This window comes from Nocardiopsis sp. NPDC101807, assembly GCF_044766605.1.
GTDB lineage: Bacteria > Actinomycetota > Actinomycetes > Streptosporangiales > Streptosporangiaceae > Nocardiopsis > Nocardiopsis tropica.
In genome coordinates this window covers 68,063-88,275 of the sequence record NZ_JBIWMK010000001.1, presented here as the reverse complement: position 1 = coordinate 88,275, position 20,213 = coordinate 68,063, and the positions used below count along the sequence as shown (strand labels likewise).

At 71.5% G+C, this 20,213-nt stretch carries 19 protein-coding genes; 6 read left to right on the top strand and 13 right to left on the bottom strand.

Features of this window, described 5'->3' with window-relative positions; translation table 11 throughout:
- Window positions 1-20 precede the first annotated feature (20 nt).
- The 12 genes from ACIRPH_RS00395 to ACIRPH_RS00340 form a co-directional block, all read right to left on the bottom strand.
- The gene (locus ACIRPH_RS00395) at window positions 21-1,052 is read right to left on the bottom strand and encodes a hypothetical protein (protein ID WP_402907494.1); all 1,032 of its coding nucleotides are present in this window, start codon (window positions 1,050-1,052) and stop codon (window positions 21-23) included.
- Between the two features lie 71 nt (window positions 1,053-1,123).
- The gene (gene fxlM / locus ACIRPH_RS00390; RefSeq protein ID WP_402907491.1) at window positions 1,124-3,142 is read right to left on the bottom strand and encodes a methyltransferase, FxLD system; all 2,019 of its coding nucleotides are present in this window, start codon (window positions 3,140-3,142) and stop codon (window positions 1,124-1,126) included.
- Window positions 3,135-4,352: a lanthionine synthetase C family protein gene (locus ACIRPH_RS00385; protein ID WP_402907488.1), complete on the bottom strand. Its 1,218-nt coding sequence runs from the start codon at window positions 4,350-4,352 to the stop codon at window positions 3,135-3,137. Before ACIRPH_RS00385 ends, fxlM begins: the two co-directional genes overlap by 8 nt.
- Window positions 4,353-4,384: 32 nt before the next feature.
- Window positions 4,385-6,547 (bottom strand): lantibiotic dehydratase family protein, encoded by a 2,163-nt coding sequence (locus tag ACIRPH_RS00380; protein ID WP_402909418.1) that lies wholly within the window; start codon window positions 6,545-6,547, stop codon window positions 4,385-4,387.
- 75 nt (window positions 6,548-6,622) lie between these two features.
- Entirely contained in the window at window positions 6,623-6,784 is a 162-nt protein-coding gene (locus tag ACIRPH_RS00375; protein ID WP_402907485.1) for an FxLD family lanthipeptide, read from the bottom strand.
- Window positions 6,785-6,878: 94 nt separating this feature from the next.
- Window positions 6,879-7,751 (bottom strand): helix-turn-helix domain-containing protein, encoded by an 873-nt coding sequence (locus ACIRPH_RS00370; RefSeq protein ID WP_402907482.1) that lies wholly within the window; start codon window positions 7,749-7,751, stop codon window positions 6,879-6,881.
- Window positions 7,741-8,277, bottom strand: coding sequence for a DUF6879 family protein (locus ACIRPH_RS00365; protein WP_402907479.1), 537 nt, complete (start codon window positions 8,275-8,277; stop codon window positions 7,741-7,743). Before ACIRPH_RS00365 ends, ACIRPH_RS00370 begins: the two co-directional genes overlap by 11 nt.
- Window positions 8,261-8,455 carry a hypothetical protein gene (locus ACIRPH_RS00360; protein ID WP_184365795.1) on the bottom strand — a complete coding sequence of 65 codons (195 nt, stop codon included), beginning with the start codon at window positions 8,453-8,455 and terminating at the stop codon, window positions 8,261-8,263. The genes ACIRPH_RS00365 and ACIRPH_RS00360 overlap by 17 nt, the downstream gene beginning before the upstream one ends.
- Before the next feature lie 425 nt (window positions 8,456-8,880).
- Entirely contained in the window at window positions 8,881-9,438 is a 558-nt protein-coding gene (locus tag ACIRPH_RS00355) for a GNAT family N-acetyltransferase (RefSeq protein WP_402907475.1), read from the bottom strand.
- A 95-nt stretch (window positions 9,439-9,533) separates the two neighbouring features.
- Complete coding sequence (locus tag ACIRPH_RS00350; RefSeq protein ID WP_402907472.1) at window positions 9,534-11,102, bottom strand: tripartite tricarboxylate transporter permease; 1,569 nt, start codon at window positions 11,100-11,102, stop codon at window positions 9,534-9,536.
- Between the two features lies 1 nt (window position 11,103).
- Entirely contained in the window at window positions 11,104-11,736 is a 633-nt protein-coding gene (locus tag ACIRPH_RS00345; protein WP_402907469.1) for a tripartite tricarboxylate transporter TctB family protein, read from the bottom strand.
- Complete coding sequence (locus tag ACIRPH_RS00340) at window positions 11,733-12,725, bottom strand: Bug family tripartite tricarboxylate transporter substrate binding protein (RefSeq protein ID WP_402907466.1); 993 nt, start codon at window positions 12,723-12,725, stop codon at window positions 11,733-11,735. The genes ACIRPH_RS00345 and ACIRPH_RS00340 overlap by 4 nt, the downstream gene beginning before the upstream one ends.
- Before the next feature lie 305 nt (window positions 12,726-13,030).
- Between ACIRPH_RS00340 and ACIRPH_RS00335 the strand changes: the two genes are divergently transcribed.
- Genes ACIRPH_RS00335 through ACIRPH_RS00325 form a run of 3 tightly spaced genes read left to right on the top strand, consistent with a single transcriptional unit; the run spans window position 13,031 to window position 15,881 of the window.
- Window positions 13,031-13,822: an IclR family transcriptional regulator gene (locus ACIRPH_RS00335; RefSeq protein ID WP_402907463.1), complete on the top strand. Its 792-nt coding sequence runs from the start codon at window positions 13,031-13,033 to the stop codon at window positions 13,820-13,822.
- Complete coding sequence (locus ACIRPH_RS00330) at window positions 13,819-15,039, top strand: CaiB/BaiF CoA transferase family protein (RefSeq protein WP_402907460.1); 1,221 nt, start codon at window positions 13,819-13,821, stop codon at window positions 15,037-15,039. The genes ACIRPH_RS00335 and ACIRPH_RS00330 overlap by 4 nt, the downstream gene beginning before the upstream one ends.
- Window positions 15,036-15,881, top strand: a complete 846-nt coding sequence (locus tag ACIRPH_RS00325; protein ID WP_402907458.1) for a citryl-CoA lyase — start codon at window positions 15,036-15,038, stop codon at window positions 15,879-15,881. Before ACIRPH_RS00330 ends, ACIRPH_RS00325 begins: the two co-directional genes overlap by 4 nt.
- Window positions 15,882-15,965: 84 nt before the next feature.
- Here the strand turns inward: ACIRPH_RS00325 and ACIRPH_RS00320 are convergent, their stop codons facing one another.
- A complete protein-coding gene (locus tag ACIRPH_RS00320) occupies window positions 15,966-17,198 on the bottom strand; it encodes an MFS transporter (RefSeq protein WP_402907456.1) in 1,233 nt (410 codons plus the stop codon).
- A gap of 255 nt (window positions 17,199-17,453) precedes the next feature.
- On the opposite strand from ACIRPH_RS00320, the gene ACIRPH_RS00315 reads away from it, so the two are divergent.
- The 3 genes from ACIRPH_RS00315 to ACIRPH_RS00305 are packed head-to-tail and all read left to right on the top strand — an operon-like array spanning window position 17,454 to window position 20,073.
- Entirely contained in the window at window positions 17,454-18,212 is a 759-nt protein-coding gene (locus tag ACIRPH_RS00315; RefSeq protein ID WP_402907454.1) for a methyltransferase, read from the top strand.
- Window positions 18,209-19,030 (top strand): Rossmann-like domain-containing protein, encoded by an 822-nt coding sequence (locus ACIRPH_RS00310; protein WP_402907451.1) that lies wholly within the window; start codon window positions 18,209-18,211, stop codon window positions 19,028-19,030. The genes ACIRPH_RS00315 and ACIRPH_RS00310 overlap by 4 nt, the downstream gene beginning before the upstream one ends.
- Window positions 19,031-19,032: 2 nt before the next feature.
- Complete coding sequence (locus tag ACIRPH_RS00305) at window positions 19,033-20,073, top strand: pyridoxal-phosphate dependent enzyme (protein ID WP_402907449.1); 1,041 nt, start codon at window positions 19,033-19,035, stop codon at window positions 20,071-20,073.
- Window positions 20,074-20,213 lie beyond the last annotated feature (140 nt).

The following is a 20,213-nucleotide window of genomic DNA, read 5'->3' as shown; positions in this document are numbered from 1 at the left end:
TCTGAGGAGAAACTTTCGGACTACTCGGGGCTGAGGGCCACCGGGGTAGTAGAAGGGGAGGCTGCGTCGAGTGTGAGGGCGGCCGTCATGACTGCGTTCGTCAATCGTTCGTGTAGGTGCGTGGGGAGGCCGTCCCCGACAAGGCCAGCCGTGTCAAGCACTTTCGCCAGCCTCCTGTTCTGGTCGGCTGTGGTCTGCCACGAGCTGAGCAGGTCCCGGGCAGCGTAGCCGTCCTCGGCACGTATGACGATCGCCGTCACTGTGTCGGTGAGATCTGCTGTTTCGGCTCCCACACGATGAAGCAGGTGCAGCGCCGCCAAACCGAGCCGTACGGAGAACAGAGGCCGGCTCACATCGAATGCCCTACTGACGCTCCTGCGAAGACCGTCGGCATCGAGCGAGGCCTGATCCGAGAGTTCCATTCGACACCACAGGTCCAGGACCGCTCGGAGCGCCTGCTCCCACAGCTCTTGTACGGTCGAGCCCTCGATGAGCGCCAAAGCGTGCTCAGCGCGGCCCGACAACAGGTGGGCGATGATCACGCTCTGGCGCCCGTCGAAGAGCCGATCCCCGACTCCGCCCTGTCGCTGGGCCTGCTCTGCGGCTTCGTCCCACCGGCCTGCTGCGGTCAGAGCGCGGAGCCCGTCACCGAGCAGGATCGCCCACAGCCAGCGGTGGAGTTCCTCGCGGTCGTCCGCAGTGGCGGTGATGCGGTTCAGGGGCAGCGCTCGACCGTCGACCACAATCGCCTGCCCTGTACGCACTCCTTCGTGGAGGATGGCGAGCATTGTGAAGGCCTGTCCACCATCGCCCGCGCGGATCCGCAAACGGGCCAGGTTCACCACGGGCTCCAGAGCTCGCTGGGCCGTCGTGGCGTTCAACGGAAGGCGGGCGAGGTAGCGCTCAGCGTGCTCCCAGCACCAGGTGCGGGCCAGCTCATGCTGCCTGGTGTCGGAGGCGATCAGAGCTGCCCCGTTGTAGACACGCGAGGCCGCGTCCAGCGCCTCTTGCCCGGTCCCCTCACGGGCCAGAACAGCGTCCTGGGCGATCATGCCGACCCGATCAGCGAGCCGAATACCGGGTGGGCGGGGCCGCGGGACGAGAGGGAACCACCGCTCGAGGTTCATACGGGGTCGCCCCAGGCGACCATCAGCGAGGAGCCGACCCTCGCCATGACGCGCCGCGTCTCGGTCTCTTCACTGGGAACCGAGTCGTAGTGCAGTGCGAAGTGCAGCGGATCATCTCGGTGCGGCTCCCACGCGGCGACCTGTTCGGCCATCTGCCCAGCGAGCACGTGTCCGGCCTTGGCGTGCCCGATGACGCCGAGCTCATGACGGCCCGGCTGGTCCTGCACGGGACGCAGGGTGAGGTAGGCCAGGCCGCGCTCGACCACGGGCACCCCGGCCATGTCGCCCCAGGGCAGACCCGGTGAGACCAGGCCGCTGTCCACGGCAGGCCGGGTGACGGGCATGCGCGAGAGGCGGTTGGGCAGGCGGGTGGCCAGCCACAGCCACATCGGGTCCAGAGGCTGTCCCTTTCCGAACGTCACCCCAGACCACACAGTGCGGGACGGCTCGGCCAACACCTCGTGGACCTGGGCGCGTTCGATGGCCTGGTCCTGGTTGGTCTGGAGCAGCACGGTGGCGTCGGTGTCCAGAGCCAGGACGGTGCGGGGGTCGTCGCCGATCCCTCCGCTGCGCAGCGGCATGAACGTGCACAGCTGGCTGTCGGTGCTCGACCAGTGGGCGCCGTCGGCTTCGAAGACGATGGAGCGGGAGACGTCCCCGGCGATGCGCACCGGGGCGATGAGCCTTCCACCCGGGGCGAGCTGGTCCACCCAGGCACGGGGTACGTCGTGTGAGCCGACCGTGGCGATGATCCGGTCGAAGGGGCCGCCTTCGGGATGGCCGAGTGCTCCGTCTCCTCGGAGGACCTGCACGTTGGTGATGTTGTTCTCCTTCAACCGTGCCCGGGCTCCGTCGACCAGGTCGGTGTCGACGTCGATGGTGGTCACCGATCCGGCCGGTTCGACCAGGTGGCCCAGGAGGGCGGCGTTGAACCCGGTGCCGGCGCCGAGTTCGAGGACGCGCATGCCGGGTTCCAGGGCGGCCTGTTCGAGCATCATCGCGACCACGCCGGGCTGGGAGCCGCAGCTGATCGATGCGCCGTTCTCGTCGTGCTTGATGTGCACGGGCGCGTTGGTGTAGGCCTCTTCCAAGCTGGCGTTGGGGACGAAGGCGTGCCTGGGGACCGATCCGAATGCGTCGGCTACCGCTTCGGTTCGGATGTGGCCGCTCTGGCGCAGTTGGTCGACGAGTTCTTCTCGGAGCCGGGCGGCATCGGCCGAGGAAGCCGTGGTGTGGGTGGTGTCGGTCATGACAACTTCTTTCGCAGTTGTGGTCAGGATGTGCTGGTCGCGGTAGGGCAGGCCCCACCGGTTGAAGGCGAAGATCAGGTGGTGGGCGAGCACGGCTCTGAGCCCTCGGGCCAACAGGCCGCGGGTTGACAGGTCCGCCACTGCTCGGCCGGTCGTGGTGAAGGCTTCTGCCCACGGGGCGAGCGCTCCCAGTGGTTCTGTGGTGTCCACACCCTTGGGAGCGGTGCGCATGAGGGTGTACACCTGCGCGCGGAGTCGGTCGTCGGAGGTGAAAAGTTCGGTGGAGGGGCGCAGCTCGGCCACACGTGCCCACACGTCCCCCTGTTCGAACCAGTCCAGGCCCGCACCGCACAGCAGGGCGGACCCGAGGAGGAGCGCTAGTTCACGCCGCCCCAACTCCTGTTCAGGGGACGTGCGGAGGCGGTCCAGGTAGGCCAGGGTGTAGCTGCTGTCAGCCTGGAACAGGTGGTGGGCCAGATCCATGCTCGTCCGGCCTCCGAAGGCGTGAACCTCCGGTTCGTAGACGGAGTACATCCAGTCGGATACGGCACCGCCAGAGCGGAGCCTTGCGAGCTCGGTATCGAGAAGAGCCACGGCCCCTGGCCCCGCGCTATAGCGCAGCCGCCAGTGCGGGCGCTTGCGGATGAACCACCACCGGCGCAGCGCCGCAGAGCCCTCCAACGCCCGGTACAGGCAGAGCGCTGCCTCTTCGGCGCTCTCCCAGTCCGACCAGGTGATCAAGACCTGCGCCTGTTGTTCAACCACGGTCGCCTCCTGTTGGGTCGCACAGCAAGAACCCCGCCCACCCGGACTCAGAGGCAGGGCCGGTCAGGGTGTGCAGGACCAGTGCGGTTCCGGCCGCGCCTTCCAAGAGGCCGATGCCGCCTGTGGAGATCAGCTCTGTCGCTACCGTGTGCGCGTCGCCGCCGTCCACTACTGGGGCGAGCAGGTCTTCCGCGCGTCCTGCGCCGGTGGTGTGAGCCAGCAGTGCCAAGCCCGCATATCCATGGCACAGCGAGGCGTCGTTGACCACCGGCGAGACCGGGGCGGTGGTGAACACCCGGCTGAGCACTGCCCGGAGCTGCTCTGCTCTTGCCTCGTCCCCCAGCGCTTTGGCGGCGAGCAGTTGAGCGTGGGCGACCCCGGCAGCCCCGTAGCACCAGGACGGCCGCTGAGGAACCACCAATTTCTCCGTCCCGGAGCGCTGGGCGCGGGTTATCCAGTAAGGCCACCAGACCTGGTCTGCGTTGCCCTGCTGCCAGACATCGAGCCAGCCCAGAATGCGGCCCATCGCCTCGGCGCATTCCTGGGCTGCGATACCTCGTTGCAGTGCCAGGGCGAGGAGCGCGAGCGGTCCGCAGATGCCGTGCGCCATGCCGGTGTTGGCGTGCCCTGAGGGGAAGCGCGGATCCTCTTTTCCGTCGGGGCCAACGCGGGCCCACCAACCTGGTGCCTCCGCACCGTCCGCCGTGATTGGTTCGGTCAGGGCCGCCAGATAGGAGAGCATCCCGGGCAGGAGCGGGTGGTGTTCGTCGCGGGCCAGGAGCAGGGCGCCGAGCCCGGCCAGGCCTCGGATGGTGTCGAACTCCGCCAGCACCGGACGTTTCCCAGAAGCCAGGCGTGCCCGGGCATGCTCCAGACGGTCGGTGACGATCCGGTCCACGGTCGCATCGAGTCGGGCGAGCTGTGGCCCGAACTCCGGGCGCACACTCTGTGCCCGGTTCAGGACGTAGGCGAGAGCGGGCGCCCCGTAGAACAGGTGCGCCGCGGGGGAGGCATCCACCCCCTGGGCCACGGCGCACTCCAACCACGCCTGGGCCCGCTCCCACGAACCCTCTCCGGTGCGGGCGCGTTCGATGTGCAACAGCGCGACCCCAGCCGCACCCTGGGCCAGGGACTGGGGCCACCAACGCTGTCCGGCCCAGGCGCGCGCCTGCTCGGGGGTGGCGAGCAGGTCGGCGACCCGTGCGGCCACAGCACGCGACCTGCTGGTGGTGCACGCCGCTCTCATGCCGACCTTCCTCGGCGCAGTTGCAGGACCACTTCGACCGGCCGACCGCGGCACCACCCCGAGGCGGTGGGGGAGGGGGCTTGGGTGAGCACGGCGCTGCCTTCCTTGTTCAAGTGGGTGCGCAACAGGAACAGGCATCCGGGCTCGGACAAGTCCAGGCGGAGCCTTTGATCACCCGCACCCATCTCAACCGCCTCGGGAAGGCGACGCCGCCGCGCCCAGGCACTCCAGGTCTGGCGCCAGTGCGGCCAGCTGGCACCGGCAGGGGGGAGTTCCGTGGCGGTGATGCGCCAGCGGGCGTCGGCGAGGACGAGGTTGCCCAAGCGCAGGCGGGGCAGGAACGGCAGCACGGAGGCGGCGCCCCAGTCGAAACCGGTGAGCAAGGTCCTGTTGGCCCGGGGAAGTTCGGCCAGGAACCGGGCCAGGGGCGGGGCGTAGCGCAGGTTCAGCGCATGGGGCACGAACGGCTCAACACGCGTGTCCAGGGCGTGGGACCACAGGAACAGTTCGCGGCCGTCGTCGCCGACCGCAAGGTGGTCCATCCCCAGGGAGCCGTTCTCGCTCCCCGGATATTCACCGATGTGCAAGAGGTGTTCTACCAGTTGCGGGGCGTGGGCGACATGAGTGCTCGCCGCTCGTACCGGCGGAAAGGACAGCTGCAATGGCACAGTGCCCATGCTTTGTGCGAATAGGGTCGCCCAGCCGGAGGTGGTGCCGGTCAGGGTGGCGAAACGCCCGACCATGGTGGCCATGGCACGCGAGGCGCCCAGAACCGCCAGACGGAAGCGGCCGCTCTCCAACGCCTTGATCGAGGGTGATTCGATACGCAGGTTCAGCTCGGTGTGCTCTGGTGGGCGCAGCTCGCGGGAGGCTGCCAACTCCTGTACGAGCTCGTCCACGAGGACCTCTTGCTCACCCTCCAGCGCCGCCACCTGGGCTCGTTTGAGCAACCACCGCTCGCGCTGCCCCACCCGCTCCCCGGCCGCGGCCTGATCAAGGGCGCTGTGAGCGGGAGGCAGCCCCAGCCCTCGGGGGTCGACGATTTCGGCCAAGGGCACGAGCCGCTCCCCGTAGCGGCCAGCGAAGCGTTCCCGGTAACCGCGCCAGGCCGGAAGGCCGTCCGGGTGGGGGGAGAGCACATCGAGCAGGTGCGCGGCCTGTTCGGCCGAGCGCGCCACCGACCAGGGGAGTCTGATGCGGGCGTCCACGCGCACGTCCACCCCCAGAGGCTGGCCCGGTGAGAGCTCGTCAACGGCCTCCTGTGCTTTGCGCAGCAGATCCTGATCAGCTCCGCCCCGGTTGTGCGAGCGGACCAAGGAGTGCACCTGCTCGAGCCGAGAAACCCAGGGGCGGACCTGGGACAGGGAGTGACTGCCCAGAGCGGTGAGGCCACTCAAGAGGTGTTCGAGCGGGTCCTCGACCGTCAGGGGAGCGCGCAAGTGGGGGTGCAGGGCCCGCACGCTCAGCAGACGGGCGAGCATGTCTCCGGCTTGGTCGGGCGATCCCCCGGGGTGGCTGCTGATGAGCGCCTGGACCAGGGCATTCCAGCTGCTCGGAGTACGTGCTTTGTCCAAAACGAGTCGGACCGGAGGGGACGCGCCGACCCGTACCTCTCCAGGGCCGGTGCCAGGCCCCGAACGGGCGAACTGCGCCACGGTGAACGCACCGTCCTGCTCGGTGACGGTGTTGTCCGCTGCCAGAAGTAGGCGTTCGCGCACCTGGGGCAGCGAGACCAGATCCTCGACGACCTGGGCCATCCAGGCTCCGTTGACGCGGGCGAGACGCTGATGGTCGGTTCCGAACTCGGCGGAGGCAGACTCGGCGAACTCGGCCGGCGCCACCCCGGTGAAGAGTCCGAAGGGTGTGGCCCGGTGGTGGATACGGAGGACGTACCGCAGCAGAGCCGCTGTGGTCTTACGGGCGCGCTTGACCGCCACGTCCCCTGGTTCTGGGGAGCACAGCGATTCGACACCTGCAGCCAGGGCGGGGGAGGCGTGCGTGATCGCTTCGGCCACCGCGGGCTCGGCCCACACCTGGCGCGCCCAGCGTCTCCAGGAGTCGGTATCCGTACCGGTCAGGTCGGGGACGCCGGGAACGGCGAGACGGAGAGCGCGCGTGCGCACGTGCGGTTGGCCTATTGCCTGCCAGCCCGGTGTCATCGCAGTCAAGATTCCCGCTTTCCTCCTATGGCGGGCAGGCCGAGATCGGACCCGCCCGCCTGCAACAGAGACCGGTCAGTCCGCCGTGCTGGTGGTGCAGGCGCTGGGGCAGCTGGATCCGCACCCGTCATCGGTGAGGTTGATCAGCGGTGTCGTGTCGCTGTTCTCGATCAGGCGGATGTCCAGGGTGAAGGGGGACGAGGCCTCCTGCCGGGTTTCCGGTGCAGCCTGCAACATGGGCTCCTTTGCGGTAAGGGGGTTGGTGCACGGGAAACACTAGGGACTCCGATGGGCCAGATGAAGGGCTTTCTCGGGTGCGAATAAATTCGCCCTAAGGAATGTCCGATTTCGCTCTGGAACGGAACTCTCGGGCGAGTTCACCGAGGAAAGAGCGGCACTTTTCGCCTGAAATGGCATGCTCGTGGAAGAAGTCGAAGATCTCACGGCTGTAGGAGATGTCCTTGGGATCGCGCAGGGCGAGTTCCCCGGTGAACACCTCCACGGTGACCAGGCGGTCGTCGTAGAGCGTGAAGCCGTTGAGCGGGCCGCTGGGCACCGCAGGGTGGGCCGCAACGATGCGGATATCGACCCCCGCGAGTTCGCTGAGGGAGGCGATCCGGTCCATCTGCAGGGCCATGACCGCAGGCGGACACAACGGCCAGCGCAACGCGGCCTCGGTCAGCACGAACACGAACCGTTTGCCGGGGCGGTAGAGGACCTGCTGGCGCTCCAGACGCCGAGCCAGCGCTGACTGCCACTCCGCACCGCGGTTCACCAGCGGGTGCATCAGAGTCTGGCGCGCGTACTCGGGGGTCTGGAGCAGCCCGGTGATCATGCACGGCAGGAAGAAACGCACCGTTGAGGCGGCGTTTTCGATCGAGGCCAGATCCCGCTGGAGCTCGCCCAGACCCCGCTGTAGGGCAGTGCGGAACCCCTGGTAGTCGGAGTTGGCGGCCCGGGCCAACTCCAGCAGTCGGGCACCGTCCTCGCCGGTGGTGGACACCTCGAGCGCGGTGAGGATGCGTTCGACGTCCACCACCGAGGGGCGAACGCGGTTGTTCTCGATCTTGCTGACCTTGGCCTGGCTCATTCCGGTACGGGTAGCAAGGCTGGCACCGGTCAGGCCGGCAGCGCGGCGCAGGCGACGCAGGGCGTCGGCCAACTCGCCGCGCTGCCGGTCAGCGTGTTCGGGCTCAAGGGTCAAGCGGTGCGGCCTTGTAGTACTCGGGAAAGGGGACGGCGTGTCTCAGGGCCAGTTCCTTGTAACGGACGTAGGGGGCGGGGTCTGCGTCCTCCAGAAGTTCCCGGCCGGTCTGGGTGCCGTCGGCAGCGTAGTGCATCAGCACCACGTGCTCGTCGTCGAAGAGCCAGAAATCCTGTCGGGGCAGCCCGGGGTCAGGGGTGGTGGCGAAGTCGAGGATGTGGATCTCCTCGCCCGCCTCGACACTGAAGGCATAGCCCCATTCAAACTGAAACCTCAGGTGGTTGTTGAGCGGGCTGGTGAGGGTGTGGACCCGGCGCATCCGGCGGCCGGCCTCGATGTGTTCGCGGACCTTGATCAGGTAGGTGTCGGTATGCAGCTCCTCAGGCGGGCGGGCCACCCCGGCCAGGAACTGACGTAGCTCGTCCTCTTCCTCGGGCACGGTGTAACCGGGCAGGGTTTCGAGCCGGAACGCCTCCCGTTGGAAGGAGTGGAAGAACTCCTGCCAGGCCTCACCTTCCAAGCGCACGGGCGGCCTCCTCGATCAGGTGGGCGGGGATGCGGACAGCGACCTCGCCTTCGGAGAAGGTCAGCCCTTCGGTGGTGGTCAGTAGGGGGCCCTGAACGATGACGGAACCGTCGCCGCTCGTGTAGACACCGGGACAGTCGTTGCGGTTGCAGTCGCCAGAAAGCTTCTGAAGTGCCACGAAATAACCTTTCCGTCCAGCACAATTCAGAATTAAAGTTAGAGATATCAGGGGTGGAGGTCAAGGTTTCTGGGTTTATTCGCGCCTGCGAATAAAAGTTGTTTTGGCGGCCGGTCCGGGGCAGGTTTGGGTCAGTGCTCGGACGGGGTGCCCCGGCTTGTGGCCGACCGCTGCTCCTCCGGGGGAGGAGCGACGTCCAACAGCTGATCCCGGGCTGTTCGGGGCCATCGGGGAAGTGCGGCGAACACACCGGTGCCGACCTGCAGAGGTCCCCAGCGCAGAGAGAGGGAGCCGACCAACGCGAGTCCGTGGCCGTACACGAAATCCAAGTGCGGGGTGTTTCGTGCAGAGTTCGATGGAAGGCCCTGATGTGTGTCGGGATCGCCTCCCGTCGCTCGGCCTGTGACCTGGGCTTCGGGTGGGACCTATGGCTTGTGCGTCACCAAGTTGGGAGTCCGCTCGTCGTCCAGGATCGAGTGGACGATGGAGTCGCGCCAGGCGTTCCGGGTCCACAGGTGTCTCCGGATCCGTCCCTCCTCCACCATTCCGGCCCGGAGCATGACGCGCTCAGAAGCCTGGTTCTCCGGTGAGCGGGCGCCCCATATCCGCTTGAGCCCCAGCTCGTCGAAGCCGAGCCGGAGCAGGAGCTGGACGAGTTCGCTACCGAACCCCTGCCCCCACAGGTCCGGTCGCAGGGCGAAGCCGATCTGCGCGCTGTGGGGGCGCTCGTCCACGGCCAGGCGAGCGGTGCCGACCAGCTCCTCCTGCCGTGCGACAGCGAGCATGTAGACGCCCCTGTCCTTCTGCTCGGAGTCGGCGATCGCGGCTTCCACGATGGTCGCGCACTGCTGCCCGGTTCGCGGTGTGAAGGACAGGTGCCTGACCGCCTCTGCGTCTCCGTAGACCCGGAGCAGGTCGTCGACGTCGGTAGGACGCAGTTCCCGAAGGGTGAGCTTGGTGCTGGAGAGTTCGACTGGGTGCATGTCCGGCAGGCTAGCGGCACGAGGCGTCCACGGCGGAGGCCCCGGGCACGGCGGTCGCCGCGCCCGGGGCCTCCGCAGAGGGACCGGCGTCCCGCCTACCCGCCAACCTCCGTCTTCTCGGCGGACTCGGACCCGGCCTCGGTCCGGCTCCGGCGCGCCGAGCGCATCCGGGCGACGGCGACCAGGGCCACGGCCGCGAGGATGACCGTGTAGATGCCGATGGTGATCGGGCCGGCGAAGAGCGCGCCCACGTCACCCTGGCCGATGGCCAGTGCGCGGCGGAGTTCGGTCTCGGCGAGCGGGCCCAGGATGACCGCGATGAGCACCGGGGCCACCGGGATCGAGTACCGCCGCATCATGAACCCGAGCAGCCCCAGCAGGATCAGGAGCCACAGCTCGATCACCGAGTAGGACGAGGCGTAGACCCCCAGCACCGCGAAACCGGTGATGCCGGCGTACAGGTAGCGGCGCGGGATCAGGAGCAGCTTGGCCCACAGCGGTGCGAAGGGCAGGTTGAGGATGAGCAGCATGACGCTGCCGATGAACAGGCTGGCCAGGAGCGCCCACACCAGGTCGGCGTTGCGCTCGAAGAGGAGCGGGCCGGGCTGCATGCCGTACTGCTGGAAGGCGGCCAGCATGATCGCCGCCGTGGCCGAGGTGGGCAGGCCCAGCCCCAGCAGGGCGCCCATCGCGGTGCCCGCCGTGGCGCTCGCGGCGGCCTCCGGGGCGGCCACGCCCTCGATCGCGCCCTCGCCGAACTCGTCGGGGCGCTTGCCCCTGCGCGCCCGGAGCTGGGACAGCTTGCGCTCGGTGCCGTAGGCCAGGAACGTGGGGATCTCCGAGCCGCCCGCGGGGACGGCGCCGAAGGGGAGGCCGAAGCCCAGTCCGCGGATCCACGCGGGCACGGCGCGTTTGAGGTCGCGCACGCTGAGCCAGGGGGTGCCGGTGGTGCGCAGGAGTTCGGCCGTGCGGCCCCCGCCCCGGTGCACGCGCGAGGCCACGTGGAGGACCTCTCCCAGAGCGAGCAGGCCCACGGTCACCGTGATGATGCTGACCCCCTCGAACAGGGAGGGGATGCCCAGGGTGAAGCGGGCCGCGCCGCTCTGGGAGTCGATGCCGACCATGGCCAGCGACAGGCCGATGGAGAGCGCGATGAGGCCGCGCACCATGGACTGGGCGACGACCGCGGAGGTCGCCAGGAAGGCGAAGACGGCCAGCGCGAAGTACTCGGCGGGGCCGAAGCGCAGGGCGATGTCGATGATGACGCCCGAGAAGAACGCCACCACGGCGGTGGAGACGACCGCTCCGACGAACGCGCCGATCGCCGACGTGGCCAGGGCCTGGGACGCCCTGCCCTTGAGCGCCATCTTGTGGCCCTCGATCGCCGTGGCGATGGCCGAGCTGTTGCCCGGGGTGTTCATGAGGATCGAGGTCGTGGAGTCGCCGAAGAGCCCGCCGTAGTAGACGGCGGTGAACATGATGAACGCGCCCGTGGGGTCGAGCTTGAAGGTCACGGGCAGCAGCAGGGCCACCGCCATCGCCGACCCGAGGCCGGGCAGGACGCCGACCGCGGTGCCGAGCACGACGCCGACCAGCGCCCACAGCAGGTTCTCCGGGGTGAGGGCGGCCGCGAAGCCGCCCCCGAGAAGTCCGAGCGTCTCCATGTCAGAGCACCCCTCCCAGGATCCCGGCGGGAAGTTTCAGGCCCAGCCCGGCGACGAACGCCAGCTGGACGACGGAGGAGTAGACCAGCGCCACGCCGGCCTCGAACACGGGACGCCGCTTGTCGCCGAAGGCCCAGGCGACGCCGAAGAACAGCAGGGCCCCGGACAGCAGCCAGCCCACCGGCTGCAGCAGCAGGGCGAAGAGCGCGACCGAGCCGATCACGAGGCCGACCGTGCGCCAGTCGCTGTGGGTGGCGGGCGCGCCGGCGGGGGACCGCTCGCCGTCCACCAGCTCGCCGACGGCCCCGGCCTGGTCGTGCGCCCTGGACTCGGCGTCGGCGGGGCCGGCCTCCGGCTCCGGGGCGGGGCGGCGGATCACCTGGAGGGCGAGGGCCGCGCCCAGGACGACCATCAGGACCGCGACGACGGCGGGGAAGAACTGCGGCCCCGGCGAAGCCGAGTTGTCGGGCACGTGCATGGTGAGCGTCTGCTCGCCGAGGAAGAGGCCGATGCCGATGGTGAGCAGGCCGACGAAGATCTCGCTCCGCCCCCTCCACCAGCGCCGGGCCGGCCGCGCGGGGCGCGGTCCGGCGGCGGTCCCGCGCGGTTCCGCGGGTGTGCTGCTCAGGCTCATGACAGTCCCAGGTCCTCTGTGACGGTGGTGATGCGGTCGATCTCGGCTGCGAGGAACTCCTCGAACTCCGGTCCGGACTGGAAGGTGTCCTCCCACCGGTTGCGTTCGAGGGTGTCCTGCCACTCGGGGGTGCGGACCATCTCCTCGACGATGGCGGTCAGCTCCTCGCGCTCGGCGTCGCTGATGCCGGGCGCGGCCATGAAGCCGCGCCAGTTGGGCAGCACGGCGTCCACGTCCTGCTCGGGCAGGGTCGGGTGCTCCTCCAGCCCCGGCACGCGCTCCTCCGCGGAGACGCCGAGGACGCGGAGGTTGCCCGCCTCCACCTGGTCGCGGAACTCGTTGTAGCCGGAGACGCCGACGTCGATGCTGCCCGAGAGCAGGGACGTGAGCGCCTGGGCCCCGCCCGCGAAGGGGATGTAGTTGACGCTCTGGGGGTCCACCCCCCGGGACTGGGCCGCCAGGCCCGCGAGGAGGTGGTCGGTGCCCCCCAGGGAGCCGCCGCCGACGGCGACCGAACCCGGGTCGTCCTCCCAGGCCGCGACGAGGTCGGACATGTCCTCGAACGGGGAGTCCTCCCTGACCACGAACACCTCGTAGTCGTCGGCGACGCGGGCGATGGGGACCACGTCCTCCAGGGTCTGCGCCGAGTCGTTGACGATGATGCCGCCGATCATGACGGTGCCCGTCGTCATCAGGGTGGTCGCGTCGCCCTCCCGGCGGACCGTCTGGGCGAGGCCGATCGTGCCGCCGGCCCCGGGCAGGTTGAGGACCTGCGTGTTCTCGACGATGCCGTTGACGCGCAGGGAGTGCTGCGCCTCGCGCGCCACCAGGTCCCAGCCTCCGCCGGGGTCGGCCGGGACGACGATGTCGACCCGGGCCCGGGCCTCGGACGCGCCCGTGTCGGAGAGCGCGGCGTTGGCCGCGGCGGCGCCGACGACGAGGACGGAGGCCACCGCTCCCACCGAGCGGAGGATCCGCTGGTTCTTCATCCTTCACTTCCTCTCGACCCTCTGGTCCACCAGGTGGACCAGGAGGGCCGCTTGCTGGTTCCGAGAATGATGCGGGTCACAATGGCTCCTGTCAACGGGAGGATGACACGCGCCCGTAACGTGTTTGTCGCGGTCCGGGTGTATGCGCCTCTTCCAGCGACTTTTTTCGCGGCGCGGTGTTCGGGGCGGGGGCGCCCGGCGAGGGCGGGTCTGTACGGGGATCCGCCCCGTGCGCTAGGCTGTCGCCGCGAGTCCACCTGATGGATCATAGAGACCACACAGTGGACCACTGGCGAGGAGGAGACATGCCGGGAGGCGACGCGGACGGCTCCGTGCGCAGCGTGGCGCGCGCACTGGACCTGCTGGACCTGTTCGACGAGACGCACCAGGCCCACACCGTGCGGGAGCTCACCGAGCGGACGGGGCTGGCCAAGACGACCGTCCTGCGACTGGTGGGAACCCTGGAACAGCGGGGGCTGCTGTGGACCCGGCCCGACGGCCGGATCGGGGTGGGCCCCGGGCTGCTGCGGTGGGCCCGCCTGGCCCACGCGGTCTGGAGGGTCCCCGAGGCGGTCCGGTCGGTGATGCGCGAACTCGTCGCGGACACCGCGGAGACCGTCAACCTCTACGTCCGCGCGGACGCGGTGCGCGTGTGCGTCGCCCAGGAGGAGGGCCCCCAGCGGCTCCGCCACGTCGTGAACACCGGTGACGAGATGGTCCTGTGGGGCGGCTCCGCCAGCAAGGTCCTCCTCATCGGCGCCCCCGAGTCCCTGCTCCTGCGCGTCTCGGCGGCCTCGCCCCACGGCCCCGGACACCTCAGCCGGCTCAAGGAGGAGGTCGGACGCGCCGCGCGGCTGGGCTACGCGGTCAGCCACGGCGAGCGCGAGACCGGGGCCTCCGGCGTCGCCGCCCCCGTGTACGGGCCGGACGGCACGGTCCCCGTCGCCGCCCTGGCCGTGGGCGGGCCCACCGCCCGCTTCACCGACGCCGCGGTCGAGAGCTTCACCTCGGCCGTCGTCGGCGCGGCGGGCCGCATCACCGGCATCGGGCTCGACCCCCTGGGCGGGCCCGCCGCACCGGGAAGGACGCCCCGATGAGCCCGGCGGAACAGCCCGAACCCCTGCTGGCCGGGGTCCGCGTCCTGGACATGACCAACGTCCTGGCCGGACCCTACGCCGGCTACCAGCTGGCCCTCATGGGGGCGGAGGTGGTCAAGGTCGAGGTGCCCGGCAGCGGGGACCTCGCCCGGCGGCTCGGAGCCGCCCCCGACCTCAGCGCCCGGGGCCTGGGCGCGTCGTTCCTGGCGCAGAACGCCGGCAAGCGCTCCCTCACGCTCGACCTCAAGTCCCCGCGGGGCGGCGAGGTGATGGAGCGGCTGGTCCGCGGTTCCGACGTGCTGCTGGAGAACTTCCGCCCCGGGGTCCTGGAACGGCTGGGCTTCGGCTGGGAGCGGCTGCGCGAGATCAACCCCCGGCTGGTGTACTGCGCGGTCTCCGGGTTCGGGGCCGACGGCCCCATGAGCGGGCGCCCCGCCTACGACCAGATCGTCCAGGGGCTCTCGGGGATGATGAGCGCCACCGGCACCCCGGGGACCGGGCCGCTCCGGGCCGGCTTCCCCGTCGCGGACGTCCTGGGCGGCCTCGCCGCGGCCTTCGCGGTCAGCACCGCGCTCGTGCGGCGCGAGCGGACCGGGATCGGCGCCAGCGTGGACGTGTCCATGCTGGAGACCGCCATCACCGCCATGGGGTGGGGGGTCTCCAACTTCCTGACCACCGGCGTCGAGCCGTCCCCCATCGGCAACGAGAACGCCACCGCCGCGCCCTCCGGCACCTTCGCCGCGTCCGACGGCGCGCTCAACATCGCCGCCAACAAGCAGGAGCAGTTCGAGGCCCTGTGCGCCCTGGTCGGCGCACCCCACCTGTCCTCGGACCCGCGCTTCGCCCGCCGGGAGGACCGCAAGGCCCACAGGGACGCCCTGCGGGAGGAGCTGGAGAAGCACCTCGCCCGGCGCACGGCCCGGGAGTGGGAGCGGGAGCTGTCCGAGGCGGGCGTCCCGGCCGCCCGCGTCCTGAGCGTGTCCGAGGCGCTGGACCTGGACCAGGTGGAGCACCGGGGCCTCGTGCACACGCTCCCCTTCCCCGGGGAGGAGGGGCGCGAGCTGCGGGTCCTCGGCAGCGGGGTGCACGTGGACGGGGCCGCCCTCGCCCCGCCCGGACCGCCCCCCGTGCTCGGGGAGCACACGGCGGAGGTCCTGCGCGAGGCGGGGTTCGCCGACGAGGAGATCGACAGACTGCGCGAGGAGGGAACCGTATGAGCGACACCGGCCAGGAGACCATGACCCGCCGCGAGATCGGGAGCTGGTGGTCCACGGGGGTCATCAGGATCGCCCCGGGCGAGATCGAGCCGCGCGGCTACCCCGTCCAGGAGCTGATCGGGCAGGCCTCGTTCGTGGACACCGTGTGGCTCATGCTGCGCGGGGAGCTGCCCGACCCCCGCCGGTCCCGACTGCTGGAGGCGGCCCTGGTCGCCGCCGTCGACCACGGCCCCCAGGCGCCCTCGATCGCGGCCGCGCGCATGGCGGCCACCTGCGGCGTCGGCCTCAACAGCGCCGTCGCCACCGGCGTCAACCTCCTCGGGGACGTCCACGGCGGAGCGGGACAGCAGTGCGTGGAGCTCCTGGAGCGGATGGCGGACCTGCGCGCCGGGGGCGCCCCGGTGGACCGCGCGGCCGCCGACGAGGTGGCCGGGTACCGCGCCCGGGGGGAGTACGTGCCCGGGTTCGGCCACCGCTTCCACCCCCGCGACCCCCGCCGCGACCCACTCCTGGGCCTGGTCGGGGCGGCCGTGGAGGAGGGCGTGGTGCCGGGCGGCCCCCTGGAGTCGGCCCTGGCCCTGGAGGCCGCTCTGTCCGAGGGGCGTGCGAGACCCGTCCCCATGAACGTGGACGGCGCCACGGCGGTCGTCTACGCGTCCCTGGGGTTCCCCGCCGAGCTGGCGCGGGGGTTGTTCGTGCTCTCCCGCTCCGTCGGGATCCTCGCCCACGCCTGGGAGGAGCACGGGTCGGGCGCCAGGATCAAGGGGCCGCTCCCCCGTCCGGTCCTGGCGGAGTACACCGGGCCGCCGACCCGCCACGTCCCCGCGGACCGGAGGGCCTGAGGGTCGCTCCCGGGCCCCGGGACCGCCGCGCCGGGCGCGGCGGCGGCCGTCCCGGCGGTCCCGGAGGCCGCCCCGGCCCGGGGCTCAGGGGGTCCGGAACTCCCGGGCCCCGGGGGCCAGCGCGGCCAGCGCGGGCGCCGCCACGCACAGCACGGCGCACGCCAGGAGCACCGGCCCGGCGCCGAAGGCCTGCGCGGCCGGGGCGATCAGGGCCAGGCCCACGGGCGCGAGCCCGTAGGAGAACAGGAAGTCCAGGGAGGAGACCCGCGCGAGCTTGCCGGGCTCCACCTCCCGCTGCGCCGCCGTGAACCACGGGACGTTGAACAGCTCCACGCCGATCCCCACCACCGCGTACGCGGCCATGACCGCCAGGGGGCCCACGGGCAGGATCAGGCTCAGCGGGGCCAGGCCGTAGAGGGCCAGCCCGGCCAGGGCGGTCCACCCCTGGGCCGGGGGCCGCCACCGGGAGACCAGCACCGCGCCGAGGAGGGCGCCGCCGGTGTAGGCGGTGAGAGCGCCGGCCAGGACCGCCTCGGTCCCGTAGTGGTCGCGGCTGGCCAGGGGGAGCAGGACGTTGGTGGCGGAGTAGCCCAGGGCGATCACCACGGTGAGGGCGCCCAGCCCGGCGACGAACCAGGGGTGCCTGCGGGCCTCGGCGAGCCCTTCGAGGAACTCGGTGTGGAAGGCGGCGCGCGTTCCCCGCTCCCCGGTCCCCGCCGCGGCGCCCGCCGGGGGCAGGAGCGCGGCCGCGAGCCACAGCGCGGCCGTGACCAGGATCAGGGCGCCCGTGCCGGTCACCGTCGACAGCAGCGCGGTCAGACCGGGGGCGAGCAGGGTGGCGCCCCGCACGGAGAACGTGAGGGCCGCGTTGGCCTGCTGCCTGTCCTCGGGGGCGACGACCTCGGCGGTGAGCGCCTGGAACGCGGGGCGGCAGGCGCCCTGGCCGACGCCCACCACGGCGGCCGCCGCGGCCATGAGCGCGGTGGAGGAGCCCAGCCCCAGGGCGAGGACGGGTGTGGCGGCGGCCGCCGCGAGCCCCGACCACAGGACGACGGACCGTCGGGAGTGGCGGTCGGCGAGCAGTCCGCCGAGGGGGACCGCGACCAGGAACCCCGCGGTCCGCGTGGCCAGGACCAGCCCCAGGCTCACGGCGCCGAGGGAGCCGTCGAGCACCGCCAGGCCGAGGATGAACGGCAGGGCCCAGGTCGCCAGGCCCGATGCCGTGGTCCCGCACCACAGGCGCACGAAGGCGGGGTCGAGGATCGGGGAGCCCCGTAGCCGGCGGGGATCGGTCTGGTTCGGCGTCGTCGGTGACACGCGTGGTCTCTCACTCTCTGGCGGATCGGGAGGGGGTTGCCTCATCTTAGTGAAAACGATAACCACTCGCGATCATGCCCACATTGTCACCACCTGCTGACAATGATTTTCATTTCCCCTATAGTCGTCATCGCCGGAGCCGCCCCTGCCGCCCCGCGCGGTCGGCCCGGTGTCCGAGATGCGACCTGGGGCGTGTGTGCCGGTGCCCCGTGTCCGCATTCCGAGACGTACCCCTCCGCCGTCGAAAGGACCCGCGTGGATCCCTCCCAGATCGCCCAGCTCCCTCCCCCTCTTCCGGCCGAGCAGATCATCGGCATGAACCAGCCCAAGGCCGACCTCCGCACCCACCGCACCTACACCTGGAACGGATGGGACTTCACCGTCCCGCCCGGCGTGTTCATGCCGGGGGAGACGAGCCGGATGATCCACCAGCGCCTCCTCGACGGCGACATCGCGGTGCGGGGCAGGCGCTACGCCGCGATGGGGGTCGGCCTGGGGGTCGAGACCGCCGTGGCGGGCCTGCGCGGAGCGGCGCGGGTCTACGCCGTGGACGTGCACGCCGACAGCGTCCGCGCGGCCGGGGACAACTACCGCAGGCTCGTCACCGGCGCGCGGGCGCCGGAGTTCGTCCCGGTCGTCTCCGACGTCTTCGCCGGCTTCCCCGAGGGCCACCAGGCGGACGTCGTCACGTTCAACCCCCCGGCCGTCAGCCAGCCGGTGAGCGAGGACCCCGACGTGGTCCGCAACGTGTGCGCCGGAGCCGCGGTCACCGAGGCCTTCTTCTCGCAGATCGCCGAACGCGACCTGCTGGCCCCCGGCGGGGAGGTCTTCCTCATCGTGTCCAACACCGCCGACCTGCGCCGCATCATCGGCCACGCCGCCGACACCGGGTTCAGGGCCCAGATCCACCACCTGCACGACTGGGAGGACGGCGTCCTCACCCACCTGTTCCGGCTGACCCGCGGGCCCGCCGGGGCAGGGGACGGGGACCGGGACCTGGAGGCCGTCCGATGAAGGACCTCGACGCACTCTTCCGGTCGGTGCTGGCCGAGCCCGACCTGCCCACGGCCACCAGCGTGTTCTGGGTCCACCACGGCACCCGGCTCGCGGGGGGAGGGGTCACCTACCTCAACCAGTACGTCCTGGTCAGGGTCGGCCGGGCCTTCGGGGCGTGCGCCTTCGAGCAGGGCGCCCTGGACCCCGCCGTCTGCGCCGAGGCGTCCGGCGCCCCGCTGCGCGACCTCCTCCTGCGCGGACCGCTCCCGCTGCGGCTCGCCGCCCTGGACGCCTACCTGGGACAGGCCGCGCCGCACGCCGAGGACCCCCGCGCCGAGGAGGTCGTCCTGCCCCGGGGAACCCCGGAGGAGCGGGCCCTGGCCCGCGACGCGGCCGTCGCCGGGCTCGTCCCCGAGCCCGACGGCCGCAAGGTCGGCCTCATCGGCGTGGTGAACCCCCTCGTCGCCGCCATCCACGAGAGGGGAGGGCGCTGTCTGCCCTGCGACCTGAACCTGCGGAGCACGCAGTGGGGCGACCCCGTCACCCCGGACATGGAGGGGGTCCTCTCCGAGGCCGACGCCGTCGTCGCCACCGGGATGACCCTGGGCAACGGGACCTTCGACCGCATCCTGGAGCGCTGCCGCGAACGGGACGTCCCGCTCGTGGTCTACGCCCAGAGCGGCGCGGCCGTGGCCCGCGCCTTCCTCGGCGCGGGCGTCAGCGCCCTGTCGGCCGAACCCTTCCCGTTCTCGCAGTTCAGCGCCGACCCGACCTCCCTCTACCGCTACCGGGTCCACGGTGCGGACCGGAGAGCGGCCGGGGCGGGGGAGGGGTGAGCGTGGACGAGCACTTCTCCGAGGCCGTCGGCAGACCCGACCTCATCGATCTGGGCGAGGGGGTGGCCTGCCTGCGCTTCGAGTCCATGAAGGTCGCCTCCGCCGTGGCGGCGGTCCGCCACCTGCTCGACACGGGGGCCGTCCGGCCGGGCGACACCCTCGTGGACAGCTCCAGCGGCATGTACGCCCACGGCCTGGCCCTGGCGGCCCACCGCTACGGCCTGCGCTGCCACATCATCGGCTCCACGACCGTCGACCGGACCCTGCGCGTCCAGCTCGCCGTGCTCGGCGCCACCCTGGAGCAGATGCCGCCCTCCGACGACCTCCGGCTCGACCAGAACCGCCGGGTGCGCAGGGTCCGCGAGGTGATCCGGGACAACCCCGGGTTCCACTGGATGCGCCAGTACCACGACGACGTCCACGCCCTCGGCTACCGCGAGGCCGCCGACATGATCGCCCGGGAGACGGGCGGCGAGCCGCTGACCCTGGTGGGCGGCGTGGGGACGGGCGTCTCGACCGGGGCGCTGGCCCGCTTCCTGCGGGAGGGGGAGCCCGGCACCGCGCTGGTGGGGGTCCAGCCCTTCGGCAGCGTCACGTTCGGCGGCGACGGCGTCGAGGACCGGGACATCATCATCGCGGGCATCGGCAGCTCCATCCCGTTCGGCAACGTCGACCACTCGCTCTACGACACCGTCCACTGGACCGGGTTCTCGGCCGCCCTGGCGGGGAGCGTCGACCTGCTCCGCCGCCACGCGGTGTTCGCGGGGCTCTCCACCGGGGCGGCCCACCTCGTGGCGCGGTGGGAGGCCCGCCGCAGCCCGGGGCGCCGCGTCGTGTTCCTGGCGCCGGACACCGGCCACCGGTACGTGGAGTCGGTGTTCGCGCGCCACGGGGAGGCCGCGGCGATCGAGGACCTGGCTCCGCGGGAGGTCCTCGACCCGGCGGACCTGGAGCTCCCGTGGTCGCGGATGGAGTGGAAGGGGGCCGCGCCGCCCTCCCGCGCCGTCCACACCGACGACCTGGTCACGTCCCTGGACGGGTGAGGACCCCGCCGGCCCGCCGTGCGCGGCGCCGGCGGCGTACGGGCGGCGCCCGCCGGAGGGGGACCCCGGCGGGCGCCGCCCCGTGCAGGGGCCCGGGGCGGTCCCCGCCGGGCCGGGGCGCGCCGGCCACGCCGCGCGGT

Coding starts and splice junctions, on each gene's coding strand:
- ACIRPH_RS00395 (WP_402907494.1), bottom strand. CDS start 1,052: ATGATCGCCCAGGACGCTGTTCTGGCCCGTGAGGGGACCGGGCAAGAG.
- ACIRPH_RS00380 (WP_402909418.1), bottom strand. CDS start 6,547: ATGACACCGGGCTGGCAGGCAATAGGCCAACCGCACGTGCGCACGCGC.
- ACIRPH_RS00375 (WP_402907485.1), bottom strand. CDS start 6,784: ATGTTGCAGGCTGCACCGGAAACCCGGCAGGAGGCCTCGTCCCCCTTC.
- ACIRPH_RS00355 (WP_402907475.1), bottom strand. CDS start 9,438: ATGCACCCAGTCGAACTCTCCAGCACCAAGCTCACCCTTCGGGAACTG.
- ACIRPH_RS00350 (WP_402907472.1), bottom strand. CDS start 11,102: ATGGAGACGCTCGGACTTCTCGGGGGCGGCTTCGCGGCCGCCCTCACC.
- ACIRPH_RS00345 (WP_402907469.1), bottom strand. CDS start 11,736: ATGAGCCTGAGCAGCACACCCGCGGAACCGCGCGGGACCGCCGCCGGA.
- ACIRPH_RS00340 (WP_402907466.1), bottom strand. CDS start 12,725: ATGAAGAACCAGCGGATCCTCCGCTCGGTGGGAGCGGTGGCCTCCGTC.
- ACIRPH_RS00335 (WP_402907463.1), top strand. CDS start 13,031: ATGCCGGGAGGCGACGCGGACGGCTCCGTGCGCAGCGTGGCGCGCGCA.
- ACIRPH_RS00330 (WP_402907460.1), top strand. CDS start 13,819: ATGAGCCCGGCGGAACAGCCCGAACCCCTGCTGGCCGGGGTCCGCGTC.
- ACIRPH_RS00325 (WP_402907458.1), top strand. CDS start 15,036: ATGAGCGACACCGGCCAGGAGACCATGACCCGCCGCGAGATCGGGAGC.
- ACIRPH_RS00310 (WP_402907451.1), top strand. CDS start 18,209: ATGAAGGACCTCGACGCACTCTTCCGGTCGGTGCTGGCCGAGCCCGAC.